Raw genomic sequence first — 16,629 nt, forward strand, 5'->3', positions numbered from 1 at the left:
AAAGTCGGTCGCTGCCAGGTCTGCCAATCGCAAAAAACACCAAGCGTCTTCTTCTCTCACCATTCCCACCTCAAAGCCCCGCTCGGCACCCCCGGCGGGGCTTTCGCGCGTCCAAGGGTGGGACGCGGCGCCTTCTAACGCCCAACGCGCAGGCCAAAGCGCGCCTCGCCTAACGCCCCAACCCGGACGCGAGACCGCAGAACCCCCACCCGAAGCTTGCGCAGGACACGCACCGTCATCGCGCTGTTACACGCGCCGCCCAAAAGGCTGACCGAAAATGCGAGGCAAAACCGGGTCTTAGAGATCGGTTCAAAGTTCGGTTGTAGGGACGAACGTAACTTGTTCGGGTGTCGAACCGCCGCTATAAGCCGCCTGGCGGGAATGGAGGTGCGTGATGAGTGAGACCATGAACAGCGATCTGACTCTCTCGGAAGACGGGCCGTTCATGAACGACCGTCAGAAAGAATATTTCCGGAAGAAGCTGCTCGCCTGGAAGGCGGAGATCCTGCGGGAGTCGCGCGAGACGCTGGAGGCGCTCGCCAACGACAACAGCAACCTCGCCGACATCGCCGACCGTGCCTCCTCCGAGACGGACCGCGCCATCGAGCTGCGGGCCCGGGACCGCCAGCGCAAGCTGATCGCCAAGATCGATGCGGCGCTGGAGCGGATCGAGGACGGCTCCTACGGCTATTGCGAGGAGACCGGCGAGCCGATCAGCCTGAAGCGCCTGGACGCTCGCCCCATCGCCACCCTCTCCCTGGAAGCGCAGGAACGGCACGAGCGCCGCGAGAAGGTCTACCGCGACGAATAGGCGTCTGCGGACCGATATCCGGCGAAGGCGGGATTCTCGCCTTCGCCTCCGCAGGTAACGGTCCCACCGGTATGCTGCGGCGAATAACGAGGCACGGCTTTTGGCCCGTGGCGGCCAATGACGGCGGCGATCCTCTCATGTCCGGCCTGCCTTCAAACCCTGCCGCCGCCGAGGGCGAGACGCTCGGCGGCGCCTCGCCAGGACCAAAGCAGAATTCCCGCCGTGCGGCTATCCGACCCTCCAGCCGCTAAGCTGGCCGGTCTTCGGAACCCGTGGCGAAGCTGAGATCGCCGAGCAGCCGTTCCATTTCCTCCTCGAGCGTCAGCTCGTTGCGCACTTCGGGTCGCGCGTCGGGCTTTCCGGATACCGGACGCGCCGGCGGGGGCGGGGCTGCGCGCGGTGACATGCGTCCCGGGGCCCCGCCACCCGGCGGCGGCATCACCGGTGTCTGCCGCTCGCGCCGCGGGCTCGCGTCGCCCGCTGCCGGCGCAGCCACTTCATCAGCCGATCCGCGATCTGCCGCGGCGGCGTCCGGGCTCGCGCGTCGCTCATCGGTCCTGCCGGCGTCGACCGGCCCGGAGCGATCCGCCCGCGGCGTTTCGGCCTCAGGCAGCTCCGGCGGTTCGCGGCGTGCCGGCGTGGCTTGCGACGCAGCCAAGGGCGCGGGGAGGTCAGGCTCTTCCGACAGCGTGCGGCGATCCTCGGCTCTCGGCTGAACCGTTCCGGCTTCCGCCGCCGGCTCCGCAGCCTCTGGGGCGGCAGGCTCGGGCGATGCGAAGGGCGCTTCGGCTCCTGGATTCCCGGACGAGGAGCTCGCCGGGCCGGACGCACCGGCTGACGAAGGGTCCGGGTCGGCGGAGACGGGCGATCCGGAAAGGGAGGGCGACAGCGACGGGCCGGCCTGCCGGTCCGGATCGAAGAATGCGGCGTCGCTGAAATCGGAATCCAGCTGGGCCGAAAGGAAATCCTCCAGGCTCGGCTCGTTCGCGGCCGTAGCTGACTGAGAACTGTGCACCTGGGCCGGCGGCGCCTTCGCCTCCTGCGGCTCGGTGGAGGCCGCGGGGGTGCCACGGTTCTGGATCGCCATCGCGAAGCTTTTCACCGACAGGGGTCGACGTGGCTGGGGCTGCACCCTGCCGGATCCGGTCTCGACCGGAGCTGCCGTCGCGTCTCCGACATGCGCGCCGAGAGCCGATTGCGAGCGATTCATCTGCTCCCGCAGCGCCGCACGCTCGCTGCCCTGTTCGTCGGCGGCTGGCGCTATCGGCGGCTGCGGCTTCGGCTCCGGCATCGTGAGGCTCGGTTCCCGCCGGCTGTCTGCCGGCTCGCGCCGGGCGGAACCACCGGGCGCCGCGCTCTCGCCACCTTTGGGCGCCCGATCCGACGCGTCCTCGCGCGGCTGCGGCGCGAGCGTCGGCGTCGCACGCGATCGCGGCTGCACCGCAGGCGCTGCCGCAGGCGGCGGCTCCGCCCTGGCGCCGCCGGGGATCTGCATGCGCGCCGCATATTGGCGCACGATGTTGGCGGCGATGGCGGCCGGACCGTCTGTCTTGCGCGGGCTCGCGTCCCGTGGCGGGTGGTCGGGCTTGGCGACCGGTCGTTCAGGCGCCGACATGGGCGGAACCGGCGCCGGCCGCGGGACGTCGCTCGGCCGCGGAGCGGCGGTGGCGGCGCGCCGTTGCGCAGGAGCGGCAGGCTCGCGGCGGCTCTCGGGCTGCGGCTGCGGGCCGGGCGTGCCCGGGACTGGCGCCGCGCGATTTGCGCTTGCGGAGCGGGCGAGGGGGCGCGCCGGCGCCGCGGCGCCCTGCGGAACCACTCGCTCGTCCGGCTCGAGGGCGAGGGTCGGCTCCGCCGGCCAGTCGTGATGGCGTGCGTTCGCGGCCGCCGGGACGCGCAGGATGTTGCCTTCCACCAGGAGATCGTTCTGCCCGCCGATCAGGACCAGATGTTCGATCTCGTCGCGGCGCACCAGCACGAGCTTGCGCTTCTCGTCGACCCGGGCGACGTCCATCACCGCGAGCCGCGGTGCCCGCGATTTCGGGCCGGTGCCGATCCGTCCGCCGCCGAGCGCCTTCTTGGCGAGAATGATGACGAGCATCGCCAGGATGCAGACGACCGCAGCCACGAAGGCGACCCAGACGATCTGTGCCACGCCTTCTCCGAAGAGATCGATGATCCATTGTGGCATGCGGGCGGTGACCTCCTGCAATTCTGTTCGCAATGGTCGGATCCGTGCGGATACGACTTGACCGGGCGCCTGCGCCTTTCGCAAGCGCAAGGCCAGTCAGCTCCTTCATAGTGCGTTTGGGGTCTTCCGCGAAGGGCGAGGTGGCGATTCCGGCTGCCGGGCGAGCAAAACCCGGGCGCGCGGCTCTCGTCTCGCGAAAGGTTTTGTTTCACAATCGGCCGAGGCGGCGACAACGAGCAAGGATGATTCGGAATGAGCGGAACCGCGACGGGATCGGTCGAAAAGCCGCTGATCGACCGGGCAACGGCGGCGTCGGGCGTCCGGCGGCTTCTGGTGCTCGGCGGGGCTCTGCTTCTGATCGCGGCCGCATTGGCGCTGTTCGGGCAGGCCTATGGGGGGATCGCGCTGCTCGTCATCTTCGGCATCCTCGCAGCGATCGGCATCGGCGCGATCTTCGCGACGGCACTCGGCTTCATGCGGGTGGGCGGGCGCTCGGGCGAGGGATCGATCGCCCGCGACTTCCTCGACACCGCGCGCAACGGCACGATCATCCTCGATCGCAAGGGCCAGATCGTCTACGCCAACCGGGCCTATGGGGAGATCACCGGGGCGGCGAAGGCGGCGGACGTGAGAGCGCTGGAGCGGCTGCTCGGACGCGAGCCGGAGGCCCGCGAGGCGATCTATTATCTCGCCAATCTCGCGCGGGAAAACCGCGCGGGTCAGCGCGAATTCCGCTTGGCGCGAAGCCTCTCCGGCGCGGCCGGGCAGGAGGGCTCCCCTTGCTGGTACCGCGCCTCGGTGCGTCCGCTGCCGACGGCGGGGGGCACGATGCAGGCCTGGCAGATCCTCGACATCACCGCCGACCGCAAGCATGAGGAGAGCTCGTTCCAGGACCTGCAGCATGCGATCGACTATCTGGACAAGGCGCCGGCCGGTTTCTTCGCCGCCGACGCCAATCATCGCATCGCCTATATCAACGCGACGCTGGCCGACTGGCTCGGGCTCGACCTCGGCGACTTCCAGCCCTTTGCCCGCTCGATCCTGGAATTCGTGCCGCCCGCCGCCCGTGCGCTTCTGCGCTCCGACGACGACCAGACCGGAACCGAGAGCACCAGCGTCGTCGACCTCGACCTGATCACCGCCAGCGGTCGCAGCCTGCCCGTGCGGCTGCTGCGCAAGCCCGTCGCCGACGATCTCGCCGCCCCCGGCATCGTGCGCACGCTGGTTCTCAACCGCAGCGGCGAGAGCGATGCGGCAACGCCGCTGGAGGTCGCCGAGGCGCGGTTCACGCGGTTCTTCAACTCCTCCCCGATGGCGATCGCGGCGCTCGACGAGGACGGCCGGATCGTCCGCTCGAACGCCGCCTTCCGGCAGCTGTTCGGGTCGAAGGTGGCGACCGGCGAGGCGGACATGGCCGACGCGATCCGCGAGAGCGGACGCGCGGCATTGCGGTCCGCGGTTCGCTCGGCCACCGCCGGACGGGCCGGAATTCCGCCGGTCGACGCGGAAGTCGAGGGCGAGAAGACGCGGTCCGTCCGCCTCTATGTCAGCGGCGTGCCGCGGACCGGGCCGGAAACCGACGAGGTGGCGATCCTCTACGGCGTCGACATCACGCAGCAGCGGGTGCTCGAGGAACAGTTCGCCAAGAGCCAGAAGATGCAGGCGATCGGCAATCTCGCCGGCGGCATCGCCCATGACTTCAACAACGTGCTGACGATCATCACCGCCTCGGTCGATTTCCTGCTCCTCAACCACCGCACCGGCGACCCGTCCTTCCAGGATCTCCTCCTCATCAAGCAGAGCGCCAACCGCGCCGCCTCGCTGGTGCGCCAGCTGCTCGCCTATTCCCGCCGCCAGACGATGCGGCCGAAAATGCTGAACCTCACCGACGTGATCGCCGACATGCACCTGCTCTTGAAGCGGGTGAGCGGCGATCACGCGACGCTGGAGCGCCAGCACGCCCGCGACCTGTGGCCGGTCATGGCCGATATCGGCCAGTTCGAGCAGGTGATCACCAATCTCGTGCAGAACGCCCGGGACGCCATGCCCGACGGCGGCAAGATCACCATCTCGACCCGCAACGTCCCCGCAGCCGAAGCCGCGACCATGGGCTATGCCGAGCTGACGGAGGGCGACTACGTCCTCGTCGAGGTCGCCGACACCGGCACCGGCATGCCGCCGGATGTCGCCGAGCGGATCTTCGAGCCGTTCTTCACCACCAAGGAGATCGGCAAGGGCACCGGCCTCGGCCTCTCCATGGTCTACGGCATCATCAAGCAGTCCGGCGGCTTCATCTTCGTCGAGTCGGCGCCCGGCCAGGGCACGACCTTCCGCATCTTCCTGCCGCGCCACGTCTCGACCCAGGTCGCTCCCAGCGAGGCGGGGCCGGCGACGGGCGAGGCGATCAAGGACCTGTCGGGCACGGCCTCCATCCTGCTCGTCGAGGACGAGGACCACGTGCGGGCCGGCAATGTGCGGGCGCTGAAGATGCGCGGCTACGAGGTCCACGAGGCGGCCTCCGGCCAGGAGGCGCTGGAGATTCTCGACGAGGTCGACGGCAAGATCGACCTCGTCGTCTCCGACGTCGTGATGCCGGAGATGGACGGGCCGACGCTGCTCAAGGAGATGCGCAAGACCCGTCCGGACCTGAAGTTCATCTTCGTGTCCGGCTATGCGGAGGACGCGTTTGCGAAGAACCTGCCGGAAGGCGAGAAGTTCGGCTTCCTGGCAAAGCCCTTCTCGCTGCGCGACCTCGCGGTCGCCGTGAAGACCGCGATCGACAACGATTGAGGGCGGGACCCTCAGTCTTCCTTCGACAGGGCGACGGCGATGTCGGCCGCGAGTGCGGCGTTCGACACGATCAGGTCGATATTGGTCGCGAGCGAGCGGCCGTCGCTGAGCTCGACGATCCGCTGCAGCAGGAATGGCGTGACGTCCTTGCCCGCGATTCCGCGCTCGCGCGACTCGGCGATCGCCTGCGCGATCCATCCCTCCACGCGGTCGGCCGGAAGCGCCTTGTCGGGGGCGAGCGGGTTGGCAACCAGCATGCCGCCGCCAAGCTCCAGCCGGTCGCGCGCCTTCTGGAAGGCCGCGATGGCAGCGGCGTCGTCCAGCCGCAGCGGCGCCGGCAGGCCCGACTCGCGCGACCAGAAGGCCGGGAACTCGTCCGTCCGGTAACCGACGACCGGCACGCCCTTGGTCTCCAGGAACTCCAGCGTCTTGGCGATGTCGAGGATCGCCTTGGCGCCGGCGCAGACGACGATCACCCCCGTGCGCGCCAGTTCCTCGAGGTCGGCGGAAATGTCGAAGCTGGTCTCGGCCCCGCGGTGCACGCCGCCGATCCCGCCGGTGGCAAAGACGGCGATGCCGGCGCGCTCCGCCGCGATCATCGTCGCCGCCACCGTCGTCGAGCCGGTGCGCCCGCCGGCGATGGCGAAGGCGAGATCGGCGCGCGACAGCTTCATCACGTCCTCGGCCTTCGCCAGCGCTTCCAGTTCGTCCGACGTCAGACCGACCCGGAGGTCGCCGCCGACGACGGCGATCGTTGCCGGCACCGCGCCCCGCTCGCGCACCGTCGCCTCGACGCGCTGCGCGGTCTCGAGGTTCTGCGGGAAGGGCATGCCGTGCGTGACGATGGTGGATTCCAGCGCGACCACCGGACGCCCGCTCTGGAGCGCCTCGGCGACCTCGGCGGACGGGGTGAAGGCGTTTGCGGCAGTCATCATGAAGTCCTTTCTGGTTGAACCGGCGCTTCGAGCGCCGCGACGCCGTCGTCGATCCGTTGCGGCAGATCGGCAGGCGGAAAGTGTTCGAGCGAGATGCGGAGCGAGGCGGCGACGACACCGCGGCGAACGCTGTCGGTCCAGCCGAGCCCGGCGGCGAGGCCGGTGAGCGCGGCGGCCGCCAGCGTATCGCCGGCGCCGGTCACGTCGCGTGGGCGCACGGTGGGCGGCCGCTGCATCAGGACGCTGCCCGCTTCGACGATGGCGGCCTCGCGCGGACCGTCCGTGACGACCGCCCGGCTCGCGCCGCGTTCGGCGACCAATTCGGCGAGGCGGGGAAGATCCGTTGCCGGCGGCGCGTCCGTCAGGCTGGCAGCCTCCGCGCGCGACAGCACGAGAGCGGATAGAGCCGGGAGCACGCCGATCAGCCGGCGCACCTTGGCGGGCGAGACCGCGATCGCGGCGACGGGACGGGGGCCGGCTGTAGCCACCAGCGCCTCGATCGCCGGGGGCGGCAGGTTGGCGTCGACCAGCAGGGCGTCGGCGCCGGCGATCGACGCGCGTATGTGGCGCCGCGAGAGGACGCGCGGCGAGAGGAGATCGTAGAGCGCCATGTCGGCGATGCCGGCGACGAGTTCGCCGCGATCGTCGAGGATCGCGGTGTAGCTCGGCGTGCCGCGATCGAGCCACGTCACGCTTCCGTCCTCGATCCCGGCGTCCTGAATGGCGGCCGCCACGCGGCTGCCGTCGCTGTCGCCGCCGCGCGCGCCGTGGAAGGCGACGTCCCAGCCGAACGCCCGCAGCGCCACCGCCGCGTTGAACGCCGCGCCGCCGGCCGTGGCGGTCAGCCGTCCGGGATTGGAAGCTGCCGGAATGAAGGGGCCGTCGGCCTTGCCGCGGCGGTCGAGGTGAGCCGCGCCGGCGACGAAGACGCGCCGCGGCGTCGAAGCAGTTTCTGCGATCTTCATAAAACTTTAACGAGCCTCAGGTGCCGCGGCCGATTCGCGATGCCCGTCAGAACGGAACAAATCAGGAATATCCTCTTGTAGGGCGCGAACAAAAAGAGTACATTAGGGAAAGACACGGCATCATTGCACCCCCATCCAACGCGTGGAATAAGGTCCCGTCTCCATGGCACAGAACACACTCCGTCTCGTCGAGGATAATTCGTTGGACAAGAACAAGGCTCTCGATGCCGCGCTGTCGCAGATCGAGCGGGCGTTCGGCAAGGGCTCGATCATGCGGCTCGGCCAGAACGAGCAGATCGTCGAGATCGAGACGGTCTCGACGGGTTCTCTCGGGCTCGACATCGCGCTGGGCGTTGGCGGTCTGCCCAAGGGCCGTATCGTCGAGATCTACGGACCGGAAAGCTCGGGCAAGACGACGCTGGCGCTGCATACGATCGCGGAAGCGCAGAAGAAGGGCGGCATCTGCGCCTTCGTCGACGCCGAGCACGCGCTCGACCCGGTCTATGCCCGCAAGCTGGGCGTCGACCTCGAAAATCTCCTGATCTCGCAGCCGGATACCGGCGAGCAGGCGCTGGAGATCACCGACACGCTGGTGCGCTCCGGCGCGATCGACGTGCTGGTGGTCGATTCGGTCGCGGCGCTGACGCCGCGCGCCGAGATCGAGGGCGAGATGGGCGACTCGCTGCCCGGCATGCAGGCGCGGCTGATGAGCCAGGCGCTGCGCAAGCTGACCGGCTCGATCTCGCGCTCGAAGTGCATGGTGATCTTCATCAACCAGATCCGCATGAAGATCGGCGTGATGTTCGGCTCGCCCGAGACCACGACCGGCGGCAACGCGCTGAAGTTCTACGCCTCCGTGCGTCTCGACATCCGCCGCATCGGCTCGATCAAGGAGCGCGACGAGGTCACCGGCAACCAGACCAAGGTCAAGGTGGTCAAGAACAAGCTGGCGCCCCCCTTCAAGCAGGTCGAGTTCGACATCATGTATGGCGAGGGCGTCTCGAAGATGGGCGAGCTCGTCGACCTCGGCGTCAAGTCGGGGATCGTCGAGAAGTCCGGCGCCTGGTTCTCCTACAACAGTCAGCGGCTGGGGCAGGGACGGGAGAACGCCAAGCAGTTCCTGCGCGACAATCCGGCCGTGTCGGCGGAGATCGAGACGGCGATCCGCCAGAACGCCGGCCTGATCGCCGAACAGCTGCTCGACGACGGGCGGGACGATCAGGAGTCGCTCGACGACTGATCGGCGGGCGACTTGCCACGGGTGCGGCACCGGTCGCGCGCGTGTCAGATGGACACGTGTCGCGCGCCTTTGTAAAAAGCCGTTCTCCCGGCGCCGTCCGTAGCTTGCGGCGCCGGCTCTCCCGTGTCTATCCGCATTTGCGAAGGTCTCGTCTATGAGTGGCGTCAACGAAATCCGGTCGGCTTTTCTCGGCTATTTCGAGAAGAACGGACATGAGCGTGTCGCCTCCTCGCCGCTTGTGCCGCGCAACGACCCGACCTTGATGTTCACCAATGCCGGCATGGTGCAGTTCAAGAACGTCTTCACCGGACTGGAGAAGCGTCCCTATTCGCGCGCGACGACGGCGCAGAAGGTGGTCCGGGCCGGCGGCAAGCACAACGATCTCGACAATGTCGGCTATACGGCGCGCCATCACACCTTCTTCGAGATGCTGGGGAACTTCTCCTTCGGCGACTATTTCAAGGACGTCGCGATCGAGCTCGCCTGGAACCTGACGACGCGGGAGTTCGGTCTGCCGAAGGACCGGCTTCTCGTCACCGTCTATTCCGAGGACGACGAAGCGGCAAGCCTCTGGAAGAAGATCGCCGGCCTGTCCGACGACCGGATCATCCGCATCCCGACCTCAGACAATTTCTGGACGATGGGCGAGACCGGCCCCTGCGGCCCGTGCTCGGAGATCTTCTTCGACCAGGGCGAGGGCGTTGCCGGCGGCCCTCCGGGGAGCCCCGACGAGGACGGCGACCGGTTCCTGGAGTTCTGGAACCTCGTCTTCATGCAGTTCGATCAGGTCGACGCCGAGACGCGCCTGAACCTACCGCGCCCGTCGATCGACACCGGCATGGGTCTCGAACGCATGGCGGCCATCCTGCAGGGCGTCACCTCGAACTACGAGACCGACCTCTTCCGCCGGCTGATCGGCGCGGTCGAGGAGGCGATCGGCTCGCATGCGTCCGGGGCCTCGCTGGCGAGCCACCGGGTCATCGCCGACCACATCCGCGCGACGGCCTTCCTCATCGCCGACGGTGTGCTGCCCTCGAACGAGGGCCGGGGCTATGTCCTGCGCCGCATCATGCGCCGCGCCATGCGCCACGCGAAGATGCTGGGCGCGCGCGAGCCGGTGCTCTACAAGATCCTGCCGACGCTGGTCGCCGAGATGGGCCGGGCCTATCCGGAGCTGGTGCGCGCCGAGGCGCTGATCGCCGAGACGCTGAAGCTCGAGGAGAAGCGCTTCCTGCAGACGCTCGATCGCGGCCTGTCGCTTCTGTCGGAGGCGACCGAGGGCATGTCGGCCGGCGCCAAGCTCTCCGGCGAGACCGCCTTCAAGCTCTACGACACCTTCGGCTTCCCCCTCGACCTGACGCAGGACGCGCTGCGCCAGCGCGGCATCGAGGTCGATCTCGATGCCTTCAACACCGCGATGCAGCGCCAGAAGGCCGAGGCCCGCGCGAGCTGGGCGGGGTCCGGCGAGGCGGCCGCAGAGAACGTCTGGTTCCCGATCCGCGAGCGCGTCGGCGCGACCGAGTTCCTCGGCTACGACACCGAGCGTGCGGAGGGCGCGGTCGTCGCGCTGGTCAGGGACGGCAAGGAAGTCGAGAGCGCGGGAGAAGGCGAGGAGGTCTCCGTCGTCCTGAACCAGACGCCGTTCTACGGCGAATCCGGCGGCCAGCTCGGCGATACCGGAACCATGCGCGGCGACGGCGTGGAACTGGAGGTCACCGACACCCGCAGGTTCGCCGAGGGGCTGTTCGTGCACCGCGCGCGGGTGACGAAGGGTGTCGTCAAGGTCGGAACGCCGCTCGACCTCGAGGTCGATCACCGGCGCCGGACGATGATCCGCGCCAACCATTCTGCGACGCATCTCCTGCATGAGGGGCTGCGCGAGGTGCTGGGCAGCCACGTTGCGCAGAAGGGCTCGATGGTGGCGCCGGACCGGCTGCGCTTCGACTTCTCGCATCCCAAGCCCATCGAGGCCGGCGAGCTTGCGGAAGTGGAGCGGCTCGCCAACGGCATCGTCCTGCAGAACGCGCCGGTCGAGACCCGCATCATGGCGGTGGACGACGCGATCGCCTCCGGCGCAATGGCGCTGTTCGGCGAGAAGTACGGCGACGAGGTCCGCGTGGTGTCCATGGGAACCGCCGAGGAGGGGGAGAAGGCCGGCAAGACCTTCTCCGTGGAGCTCTGCGGCGGGACACATGTGCGCGCGACGGGCGACATCGGGCTCGTCCACATCGTCTCCGAGGGCGCCGTCGCGGCTGGCGTACGGCGTGTCGAGGCGCTGACCGGCAAGGCGGCGCGCGACTATCTCCTGGAGCAGGACGCGCGGGTTCGGCGCATGGCGGCAGTGTTGAAGGCCGCGCCGGCCGAGGTCGCCGACCGGCTGGAGACGCTGGTCGAGGAACGCCGCCGGCTGGAGCGCGAACTCGCCGAGGCGAAGAAGCGCCTGGCGCTCGGCGGGGGCGGTGGCGAGGCCGCGGGTCCGCAGGCGAAGGACGTCGCCGGCGTCAGCTTCCTCGGCCGCGTGCTCGACGGCGTCTCCGGCAAGGACCTGAAGGGCCTCGTCGACGAGGCGAAGGCGCAGATCGGCTCGGGCGTCGTCGCCTTCGTCGGCGTGGCGGACGGCAAGGCGAGCGTCGTCGTCGGCGTCACCGACGACCTGACGGGTCGCTTCGACGCGGTCAGCCTGGTGCGTGAGGCGAGCGCGGCGATCGGCGGCAAGGGTGGCGGCGGCCGGCCCGACATGGCGCAGGCCGGCGGTCCGGACGGTGACAAGGCGAACAGCGCAGTGGCAGCGGTCGAGGCGGCGCTGGCCGCCTGACCGGTTCCAGCCGACGGACATTACCCAAGCGAGGGGCGCGGCGGAGGATTTCCGGCCGCGCCTTTTTCCTATCCGGCCGCAGCCCCGCGTCCGGCGTAATCGCCGTTGGGGCCGGTGCCGTGCGGCCGGTCCTGAAACGGTCCGGCATCGAAGGCCGCGGCGGCAGGCGCTGCGCGTGGAGACGGGGCCGTCCGCGCTCAGCCGCGAACCGCCAAAACGAAAACGCCCGGCGCAATGGCCGGGCGTCTCCTCGATTGCGCTGATCGCGCGAAGGCTTACGCCATCGCCTTCTGCAGGTTCTCGTCGACCTTGTCGAGGAAGCCGGTGGTCGAGAGCCACGGCTGGTCCGGGCCGATCAAGAGCGCCAGGTCCTTGGTCATGAAGCCGCTCTCGACGGTCGAGATGCAGACCTTCTCCAGCGTCTCGGCGAAGGTCTTCAGGTCGTCGTTGCCGTCGAGCTTGGCGCGGTGGGCAAGGCCCCGCGTCCAGGCGAAGATCGAGGCGATCGAGTTGGTCGAGGTCTGCTCGCCGCGCTGATGCTGGCGATAGTGCCGGGTGACGGTGCCGTGCGCGGCCTCCGCCTCGACGGTCTGGCCGTCCGGCGTCATCAGCACGGAGGTCATCAGGCCGAGCGAGCCGAAGCCTTGAGCGACGATGTCCGACTGCACGTCGCCGTCGTAGTTCTTGCAGGCCCAGACATAGCCGCCCGACCACTTCAGCGCCGCCGCGACCATGTCGTCGATGAGGCGGTGCTCGTAGGTGATCTTCTTGGCCTCGAACTGGGTCTTGAACTCGGCGTCGAAGATCTCCTGGAACAGGTCCTTGAAGCGGCCGTCATAGGCCTTCAGGATGGTGTTCTTGGTCGAGAGATAGCAGGGCACGCCGCGCTGCAGGGCGTAGTTGAACGAGGCCCGGGCGAAGTCCTTGATCGACTCGTCGAGATTGTACATCGCCATCGCGACGCCGGAGGCCGGCGCGTCGAACACCTCGTGCTCGATCTCCTGGCCGTCCTCGCCGACGAACTTGATCGTCAGCTTGCCCTTGCCGGGGAAGCGGAAGTCGGTGGCGCGGTACTGGTCGCCATAGGCATGGCGGCCGACGATGATCGGCTTGGTCCAGCCGGGCACCAGGCGGGGCACGTTCTTGCAGATGATCGGCTCGCGGAAGATGACGCCGCCGAGGATGTTGCGGATCGTGCCGTTCGGCGAGCGCCACATCTTCTTCAGGCCGAATTCCTCGACGCGGGCCTCGTCCGGCGTGATCGTGGCGCATTTGACGCCGACGCCGTGCTTCTTGATGGCATTGGCCGCATCGACGGTCACCTGGTCGTCGGTCGCGTCGCGATGTTCGACGCCGAGGTCGTAATATTCGAGATCGATGTCGAGATAGGGATGGATCAGCTTGTCCTTGATGAGCTGCCAGATGATCCGCGTCATCTCGTCCCCGTCGATCTCCACGACCGGGTTTGCGACCTTGATCTTTGCCATCGGTGCCTTCCTAGGAAATGAAATCGCGGCATTCGGCCGCGCGGCTTCGGGCGCGGCGTGCTGCCCGACACTCAGCGCGCCCTATAACACCCGTCCTCGCAGACGCAAAGCAGCGCGCCGGCCTCGCCCGCGGACCGGCGCCGCTTGCGTGACATCGTCAGCCATCCCGGAGCAATCGATGGGAAGACCAGTACGCGTCGAGGCGGCCTGCGGGCCGGTGTGCGGCTATGAGCACGGGCGGATCGTCCAATTTCTTGGCATCCCCTACGCGGAGCCGCCGCTGGGCGAGCGGCGCTTTGCTGCCCCCGTGCCGCGCCGACACTTCGCGGAGACCTTCGATGCGGACCGCTACGGTCCCGCCGCGCCGCAGCGCCGCTCAATGCCGACGCCGCTCGCCAAGATCGCCGGGGCGGCGAGCGAATTCTCCGAGGACTGCCTCTACCTCAACGTCTGGACGCCGGATCCGGGCGGCCAGCGCCCGGTGCTGGTGTTCATCCACGGCGGCGCCTTCATCATTGGCTCGGGGTCGCAATATCCGGGCGACGACCTCGCCCGGCGCGGCGACGTGGTCGTCGTCACGCTGAACTATCGGCTCGGCCTCGTCGGCTTCAACGCCTTCGCCGAGATGTTCCCGGGTGACGAGCGGTTTCAGCCGAATGCCGGCCTCATCGACCAGCGCCTGGCGCTGCAATGGGTGCGCGACAACATCGCCGCCTTCGGCGGGGATCCCGGCCGCGTCACCGTCGCCGGGGAATCGGCGGGCGCCGCGTCCGTCGCCTTCCATCTCGTCTCCGAAGGATCGCGGCCGCTGTTCTCCCAGGCGGTCCTCCAGTCCGGCGCCTTCAACCTGTTCTATCCGCGCGAGCGGGCGATCGCGGTGAACGAGAGCATCCTCGACTTCATGCGGATCGGCGACTCGCCGCAGCGTCTGTTCGAGGTGCAGCCGCGCGAGTTCGGCCGCGCGATGCGGCGGCTGACGCACAAGCACTCCGGCATCCTCGCGCGCCCCTATCTCGACGGCCGCGAGATGCCGGTCGCCACGATCCCCGAGCTTCATGCGATGATGAAGCCGGTGCCGATGAACGTCGGGACGAACCGCGACGAGTTCACCTTCTTCTCGGACCTGCCGGTCATCCCGGCCGAGACGGAAAGGGCGGACATGCGGAACTGGGTGGAGAAGGCGGCAGGGCCGAAGGCGGCCGAGCGGATCGCTGGCCTCTATCACGACGACCGGCGCGGGCGGGTCGCCTTCGGCACCGACCTGTTGTTCCGCATGAGCGCCATCCATCTCGCCGAAGCCAACGCGCAGCGCCAGCGGCAGACCTTCATGTATCGGCTCGATTGGGAGGCGAAGGGCCTGCTTTCGCCGCTCGGCGCGACCCACTCGGTCGACTTGGCGCTGCTGTTCGAGGACTTCATGAAGCCGTTTCAGTCGGTCTATCTCGGCATCCTGCCCGATCCGCGGCGGCAGGATCTCGCGTCGCGCATGCGCCGCCACTGGCTGGCTTTCGTCCGCGACGGCCGACCGGGCCCCGACTGGCCCGCCTATGACACGCAGACGCGCCAGACGATGGTCTTCGGCGAAGAGGACCATGTCGCCGCCGATCCGGATGCCGTCTTCCGCATCGCCTGGCAGGGCGTCGACGGCTTCATGGACTGACAAGGCAGAGGACGCACCTGCCGGCATCGCCCGCTGCGCTTGGCCGAGGCATCGCGGCGCGCTATCAGGCTGAAGAAACGGCAAGGATACGAGCGTGTCGAACAGCGACGATTCCCAGAAGCGGGGGACGGGACCCGCCATCGTCCTCGTCGAGCCGCAGCTGGGCGAGAACATCGGCATGGTCGCCCGGGCGATGGCGAATTTCGGCCTGACCGACCTGCGCCTCGTCAACCCGCGCGACGGCTGGCCGAACGAGAAGGCGCGCGCGGCAGCCTCGCGCGCCGATCACGTGATCGACGCGGTGCGGCTCTTCGAGACCGTTGAGGCGGCGATCGCCGATCTCAACTTCGTGCTGGCGACCACGGCGCGTCCGCGCGACAGCTTCAAGCCGGTGCGCGGACCGGAGGAGGCCTCGGCCGACCTGCGCGCTCGCGCGGCCGCGGAGCAGGGCACCGGCATCCTGTTCGGCCGCGAGCGCTGGGGCCTCAACAACGAGGAGGTCGGGCTCGCCGACGAGATCGTCACCTTCCCGGTCGATCCCTCCTTCGCCTCGCTCAACATCGCGCAGGCGGTGCTTTTGATGAGCTATGCCTGGCAGGTCGCGGGCGCCGCCGGCAATACCGCGCCGCGCTTTTCCGCGCCGGAGGCGCCGCCGGCGACGAAGGACGATCTCTTCCGCCTGTTCCATCATCTGGAGGCCTCGCTCGACCGGGCCGGCTACTTCTTCCCGGAGGCCAAGCGCGAGGTGCTGACGCAGAACCTGCGCACCATGCTCACCAAGGCGAACTTCTCCGAGCCGGAGATCCACACGCTGCGCGGGGTGATCAAGGCCTTCGACTACGAGGCGCGGCGTCTCGGCGACGCCAGGCAGGAGACGTCGGAGGACGAGGGCGCATGAGCGGCGGCGGCGGGATGGGGGGCGAGCGGCCGATCCTGATGCTCGACAGCGGGGTCGGGGGCCTGACCGTCCTGCGCGAGGCGCGGGTGCTGATGCCCGACCGTCGCTTCGTCTACGTCGTCGACGACGCCGGCTTTCCCTATGGCAATTGGGAGGAGGAAGCCCTGCGCGAACGCCTCGTCGCGCTCTTCGGCCGGCTGATCGAGGATCACGACCCGCTCGCCTGCGTCGTCGCCTGCAACACCGCCTCGACCCTCGCGCTGGACGCGCTGCGCGCCGCCCATCCCGGCATGACCTTCGTCGGCACCGTTCCGGCGATCAAGCCGGCCGCCGAGCGCACCCGCTCAGGCCTCGTTTCCGTCCTGGCGACGCCGGGCACGGTGAAGCGCCAGTACACCCGTGACCTGATCACCCAGTGGGCGACGAAATGCGAGGTGACGCTGGTCGGCAGCGTCGCGCTCGCGGCGCTGGCGGAAGCCTACATGTATCGCGGCTTCGTCGACGAGGCGGCCGTGCGCGAGGAGATCGCGCCGTGCTTCGTCACGGCGGACGGACGGCGGACCGACATCGTCGTCCTCGCCTGCACGCACTACCCCTTCCTGGTCAACCGCATGCGCAAGATGGCGCCCTGGCCGGTCGACTGGCTGGACCCGGCCGAGGCGATCGCGCGGCGGATCCTGTCCGTCCTGCCGCCGGGCGAGACGCCCGAGGAGCCGAAGCGCCATCCGGACCTGGCGGTCTTCACCGGCGGGGCGCCCGACGCCGTCGCACGCCGCCTGATGCACGGCTTCGGCCTGACCGCCTGAGCCTCGAGCGCCTCGCGCGGCGGCAAGCCGCGCG

At 69.0% G+C, this 16,629-nt stretch carries 11 protein-coding genes; 7 read left to right on the forward strand and 4 right to left on the reverse strand.

The genetic code is table 11. The features are described from left to right. Positions 1 to 394: 394 nt before the first annotated feature. Positions 395 to 811: an RNA polymerase-binding protein DksA gene (gene dksA / locus AB5S17_RS21790; RefSeq protein ID WP_369243302.1), complete on the forward strand. Its 417-nt coding sequence runs from the start codon at positions 395 to 397 to the stop codon at positions 809 to 811. A 247-nt stretch (positions 812 to 1,058) separates the two neighbouring features. On the opposite strand, the gene AB5S17_RS21795 is transcribed toward dksA, so the two are convergent. Continuing rightward, positions 1,059 to 3,083 carry a hypothetical protein gene (locus tag AB5S17_RS21795; protein WP_369243303.1) on the reverse strand — a complete coding sequence of 675 codons (2,025 nt, stop codon included), beginning with the start codon at positions 3,081 to 3,083 and terminating at the stop codon, positions 1,059 to 1,061. Between the two features lie 168 nt (positions 3,084 to 3,251). Here AB5S17_RS21795 and cckA point away from each other — a divergent pair, with 168 nt between their 5' ends. After that, entirely contained in the window at positions 3,252 to 5,789 is a 2,538-nt protein-coding gene (gene cckA / locus AB5S17_RS21800) for a cell cycle histidine kinase CckA (protein WP_369243304.1), read from the forward strand. Positions 5,790 to 5,800: 11 nt separating this feature from the next. On the opposite strand, the gene AB5S17_RS21805 is transcribed toward cckA, so the two are convergent. Both AB5S17_RS21805 and AB5S17_RS21810 read right to left on the reverse strand, forming a co-directional pair. Further along, the gene (locus AB5S17_RS21805) at positions 5,801 to 6,724 is read right to left on the reverse strand and encodes a pseudouridine-5'-phosphate glycosidase (protein WP_369243305.1); all 924 of its coding nucleotides are present in this window, start codon (positions 6,722 to 6,724) and stop codon (positions 5,801 to 5,803) included. Then, the gene (locus AB5S17_RS21810) at positions 6,721 to 7,689 is read right to left on the reverse strand and encodes a PfkB family carbohydrate kinase (RefSeq protein ID WP_369243306.1); all 969 of its coding nucleotides are present in this window, start codon (positions 7,687 to 7,689) and stop codon (positions 6,721 to 6,723) included. The genes AB5S17_RS21805 and AB5S17_RS21810 overlap by 4 nt, the downstream gene beginning before the upstream one ends. Positions 7,690 to 7,852: 163 nt before the next feature. Here AB5S17_RS21810 and recA point away from each other — a divergent pair, with 163 nt between their 5' ends. Beyond that, positions 7,853 to 8,929 carry a recombinase RecA gene (gene recA / locus AB5S17_RS21815; RefSeq protein WP_369243307.1) on the forward strand — a complete coding sequence of 359 codons (1,077 nt, stop codon included), beginning with the start codon at positions 7,853 to 7,855 and terminating at the stop codon, positions 8,927 to 8,929. A gap of 154 nt (positions 8,930 to 9,083) precedes the next feature. After that, on the forward strand, positions 9,084 to 11,744 hold the full coding sequence (gene alaS / locus AB5S17_RS21820; RefSeq protein WP_369243308.1) for an alanine--tRNA ligase: 2,661 nt from the start codon (positions 9,084 to 9,086) through the stop codon (positions 11,742 to 11,744). 275 nt (positions 11,745 to 12,019) lie between these two features. On the opposite strand, the gene AB5S17_RS21825 is transcribed toward alaS, so the two are convergent. Beyond that, positions 12,020 to 13,231 (reverse strand): NADP-dependent isocitrate dehydrogenase, encoded by a 1,212-nt coding sequence (locus AB5S17_RS21825; RefSeq protein WP_369243309.1) that lies wholly within the window; start codon positions 13,229 to 13,231, stop codon positions 12,020 to 12,022. Positions 13,232 to 13,409: 178 nt separating this feature from the next. Here AB5S17_RS21825 and AB5S17_RS21830 point away from each other — a divergent pair, with 178 nt between their 5' ends. The 3 genes from AB5S17_RS21830 to murI all read left to right on the forward strand — a co-directional run bounded on the left by AB5S17_RS21830 (position 13,410) and on the right by murI (position 16,595). Next, positions 13,410 to 14,891, forward strand: a complete 1,482-nt coding sequence (locus AB5S17_RS21830; RefSeq protein ID WP_369243310.1) for a carboxylesterase/lipase family protein — start codon at positions 13,410 to 13,412, stop codon at positions 14,889 to 14,891. A gap of 94 nt (positions 14,892 to 14,985) precedes the next feature. Continuing rightward, on the forward strand, positions 14,986 to 15,789 hold the full coding sequence (locus AB5S17_RS21835) for an RNA methyltransferase (protein WP_369243311.1): 804 nt from the start codon (positions 14,986 to 14,988) through the stop codon (positions 15,787 to 15,789). Continuing rightward, on the forward strand, positions 15,786 to 16,595 hold the full coding sequence (gene murI / locus AB5S17_RS21840) for a glutamate racemase (RefSeq protein WP_369243312.1): 810 nt from the start codon (positions 15,786 to 15,788) through the stop codon (positions 16,593 to 16,595). Before AB5S17_RS21835 ends, murI begins: the two co-directional genes overlap by 4 nt. The last annotated feature ends 34 nt before the right edge of the window (positions 16,596 to 16,629 follow it).

The sequence above is a fragment of the Jiella sp. M17.18 genome, from assembly GCF_041027365.1.
Taxonomy (GTDB): Bacteria; Pseudomonadota; Alphaproteobacteria; order Rhizobiales; family Rhizobiaceae; genus VKMB-3413.